This is a genomic window from Advenella sp. (assembly GCF_052108595.1).
Classification (GTDB): domain Bacteria; phylum Pseudomonadota; class Gammaproteobacteria; order Burkholderiales; family Burkholderiaceae_B; genus Advenella.
Genome location: NZ_JBQEAU010000182.1, coordinates 1 through 4210, shown reverse-complemented (window position 1 = coordinate 4210; position 4210 = coordinate 1). Strand labels below are relative to the sequence as shown.

Sequence of the window (4210 nt, the reverse complement as noted above, 5' to 3'; positions counted from 1 at the left end):
ACCAGGTGCAGATCGCTCACCGGGATGACTAGCGTCCAGGTTACGCCCAGGGCACCGAAATTTTCATTTGAAATAACGGCGCCGGCCTGCGTCAGGCGAACCCTGACTCTCTCGGCATCAGAGTAATTACATGTGCAATAGACGGTCGTTGAAGGCACGATGACCTTCTTTGGTGCCGCGTCCAGACACTTGGCGGCGCAACCTCCGTAGGCCCTTACCAGACCACCGGTACCCAGCTTGGTGCCGCCAAAGTAACGAATTACCAGTACGGCGACATCGGTCAACCCCTTGCCTTCAATCGCCTGCAGAATCGGCCTGCCGGCCGTGCCGCCTGGTTCGCCATCATCATTAAAGCGATAACCTTCAGCCGTTTTGTAAGCCCAGCAATTGTGCGTCGCCGTCGGGTCGCCAACCTCGGAAAAAAAAGCCAGCGCCGCTGCCGCATTGGCGGCGTGTGCGGCGTGCGCGATGAAGCGGCTCTTTTTTATTTCTTCTTCAAAACTGCACACGGCCGTCAGTGTTGACAATAATTCGGCCATCGACTTGCGGATCTCCTACTGCTCAATACCGCGCGAATTGAGGTAATCATCGTAACCGCCGTGATAGTCGTTCAATGTTCCATCTGGCATGATTTCGATGATCCGCGTGGCCAGACCGGAAACAAATTCCCGGTCATGTGACACGAAAACCAGGGTCCCGGCATATTTTTCCAGCGCAAACTGTAGCGACTCGATCGATTCCATATCCAGGTGGTTGGTCGGCTCGTCCATCAGCAAGACGTTATGGCGCCCCAGCATCAGTCGTCCAAATGTCATGCGATTCTTTTCGCCGCCAGACAGTACTGGGACATCTTTAACGATATCGTCTGCAGAAAACAGCAGCCGGCCCAGTACTGAACGTATCGCCTGGTCTTCGTCGCCCGGTTTACGGTGCTCGCCCATCCAGTCAAACACATTGACGTGTTTTTTGAAATCCTCTGACACGTCCTGCGGCATATAACCAATATCGGCATTTTCGGACCATTTGACCGAACCGCTATCCGGTTCCAGATCCTGGGCGAACAGCCGTAACAGCGTGGTTTTACCTACTCCGTTCGCACCAATAATAGCAATTTTCTGTCCGGCCTCTATCATCGCCGAAAAGCTTGTGATCACCGGCTTGTCATACGCCTTGCTTACCTTGTCCAGGGTGACGGCCAGGCGGTGTAACGGCTTGGTCTGTTCAAAGCGAATATACGGGTTCTGGCGCGACGAAGGCTTGACTTCAACCGTTTCGGCTTTGATGCGATCAATCTGTTTCAGGCGCGAGGTGGCCTGACGGGACTTGGACTTGTTGGCCGAGAACCGGCGGACAAAATCCTGCAGCTCGACAACCCGTTCCTTAGCCTTGGCGTTGTCCGATACCAGACGCTGGCGCGCCTGTGTTGAAGCCAGCATGTAGTCATCATAGGTGCCGGGATACAGGCGGATTTCACCATAATCCAGGTCTGCCATATGGGTACATACCTGATTCAGGAAATGCCGGTCGTGACTGATAATAATCATGGTGCTCTGATAGCCATTGAGCACCCCTTCGAGCCAGCGGATTGTATTGATGTCCAGGTTATTGGTCGGTTCGTCCAGCAGCAATACATCAGGATTGGAAAACAGCGCCTGCGCCAGCAGCACGCGCAGCTTCCAGCCTGGCGCAATCTCGCGCATCGGTTGGTTATGCTGCTCTACCGGTATATCCAGGCCAAGCAGCAATTCGCCGGCGCGGGCTTCAGCCGTGTATCCATCATATTCGGCAAACTTGGCTTCAAGTTCGGCCGCACGCATGTAGTCATCATCGGTCGCTTCCAGATTGGCATAAATGGCATCACGCTCGTGCATGGCCTGCCACATTTCCTCATGCCCCATCATCACCACGTCCAGCACCCGCATATCTTCGAACGCAAACTGATCCTGGCGCAACTTGCCCAGGCGAACGCCTGGGTCCAGCGAGACATTGCCCGACGAGGCTTCCAGATCGCCACCGATGATTTTCATGAAAGTGGACTTGCCCGATCCGTTCGCACCGATCAGGCCGTAGCGATTACCTCCTCCAAACTTGACGCTGACATTTTCGAAAAGAGGCTTGGGGCCAAACTGAATGGTTAAATTAGCGGTAGAAATCACGACTGTATTTGATGCCTTGAATGGGGTTATAAAAAATGCCAAACGCGTTCATAACAGCAGAACGCGTTGTTCGTATCTTGCACGCACCGCCGTGTGCGGTGCCGGTAATCATCAATATTAATGATGATCGTGGTGGTGATCGTCAATCACCAGATAGGCCATATCTGCCTCGGTGGCCAGACCGACCTTTTTGCCAATTGGCAGCGTAACACGCACGTCGCCGTGGCCGTAAGGCAGTCCGCCCACGACGGGCAGGCCTGTATTGGCGCGCAGCCATCGCACGACCTCGGGCATATCAAAACCCTTGTCCTGAGCACTGAGTTTGTACTCGGTAAAATGCCCCAGCACAATCGCCTTTTGCCGGGCCAGTACGCCGGCATGCAGCAACTGTGTCAGCATGCGCTCAACCCGGAAGGGGTATTCGCCGACATCCTCCAGGAACAAAATGCCGTTCTTGATTTTGGGAAGATAAGGCGTACCCACCAGAGACGCAATCATGGCCAGATTGCCGCCCCATAACGTGCCGCGGGTGTCGACCGCATCCGAGCCTTCGGACTCGAAACTGAGAATTTCCAGCTCACCGTGCATGACCTCAAGAAATATGTCATAGGTAAGTTCGTCTACCGTTTCCTTGCCGAAATCCAGCATATTGGGACCGGTATAACTGCTCATGCCGGTTTTTGCCAGCAAGGCAAGGTTGAAGGCGGTAAAGTCACTGAACCCGACATACCGCTTTGGATTGCGTTCGAGCAGTTTCCAGTCTATACGATGCAGTATTCGGCTCAGCCCATAGCCGCCGCGGGTGGGCATGACAATATCGCTCGAATGTTTTGCAGCACGGGCGATGGCAGCAAGCCGATTCTCATCGTCGCCACCAAACCGCATATCCCGCGACAGCGCAGCCTTGTCCACCGTGACTTTGACTCTGGATCTTTTCAGGTTCTTTACAGCGCGCTTCAATACTTCAGGGTCCTGCACGTACCCTGACGGCGACATGGTATAGACCTGCAGTTTTTTCGTGTAGCGCGTCGGCTGATACGCAACATCATCGGCCTCATCGAACAGAATCTGGGCGTCATTCAACTGTTCTTTAATACTTTCCTTTTTGCCAAGGGAAGAAGCATTGTTCATGGTCACGATTTCCTGCGTTCCTGAAAAAAGAGGCGAAGCAACTGGCCGCATTCGGTTTGCAACACCCCCGACACAATGACGGTATGGTGATTGATTTGTTTGTTGTCCTGCACCGCGATCACGCTGCCGCAGGCGCCGGTCTTCGGGTCTGCTGCACCGTATACCACCCTGCTTACTCTGGCATGCGTTATGGCGCCCATACACATAATGCATGGTTCCAGCGTTACGTACAGGGTAATACCGGGAAGCCGGTAATTGTCCAGATCCCGGCCACACTGGCGCAAGGCGATGATTTCGGCATGCGCAGTAGGATCACGGTCTGTAATCGTTCTATTGTACCCTTTTCCCAGCACATTCCCTGATGAATCGACGGCAACAGCGCCAACCGGCACCTCGCCCAGTGCGTAGGCCATGTGGGCCTGATCCAGCGCCAGCGCCATGAACTGCGCGTGATTCAACGGGGTAATTTGCATATTTTCGCGACGGTTGCGACGATGATCGACATGCATGCATTTTATCCGGGTATGGACCCAAACATAAAGCAAAAGCCGACAGGCTGCGCGATAAGCCCTTTTATGAGGGCTCGCACAACAGGGATGGCGGCGCTGGCACGATGTGGCTTGTCAGTGTGTCGGTGTTGTGCCCGCACGCCGTCACGGCAGCCTCGGCTTTCGCGCCCGCAGCCTAGGCACAGAGCCGCCAGACACGCTGTCCTTGCCTGTCAGGCTACCAGCGATGGGTATAGCTGACATTCAATACCGCCCCTGCCGCCGGCAGCCGACTGGTGTTGTTGCTATTGCGCATCAGTTGACTATACAAGGGATAGTAGTGGCGGTTCAGCGCGTTCTGGATGCCAAATGTCACTTTGTTTTTATCATCAATCGTCCATCGGCTGATCAGATCGACCGTTGTGTAGCCCGAGG

Annotated in this window: 5 protein-coding genes; all 5 read right to left on the bottom strand. The window is 54.4% G+C overall.

What is annotated here, in order from left to right; genetic code table 11:
* Positions 1-539 (bottom strand): IMPACT family protein (locus ACTIKR_RS20270; RefSeq protein ID WP_442328857.1); only part of this gene is annotated, 539 nt, incomplete at its 3' end.
* Positions 540-554: 15 nt separating this feature from the next.
* Positions 555-2156 (bottom strand): ABC-F family ATPase, encoded by a 1602-nt coding sequence (locus ACTIKR_RS20265; RefSeq protein WP_442328856.1) that lies wholly within the window; start codon positions 2154-2156, stop codon positions 555-557.
* A gap of 117 nt (positions 2157-2273) precedes the next feature.
* Positions 2274-3287, bottom strand: a complete 1014-nt coding sequence (locus tag ACTIKR_RS20260; protein WP_442328855.1) for an LD-carboxypeptidase — start codon at positions 3285-3287, stop codon at positions 2274-2276.
* 2 nt (positions 3288-3289) lie between these two features.
* Positions 3290-3760, bottom strand: coding sequence for a tRNA adenosine(34) deaminase TadA (gene tadA / locus ACTIKR_RS20255; protein ID WP_442328858.1), 471 nt, complete (start codon positions 3758-3760; stop codon positions 3290-3292).
* Positions 3761-4013: 253 nt separating this feature from the next.
* A partial coding sequence (locus tag ACTIKR_RS20250; RefSeq protein ID WP_442328854.1) for a hypothetical protein occupies positions 4014-4210 on the bottom strand: 197 nt, incomplete at its 5' end.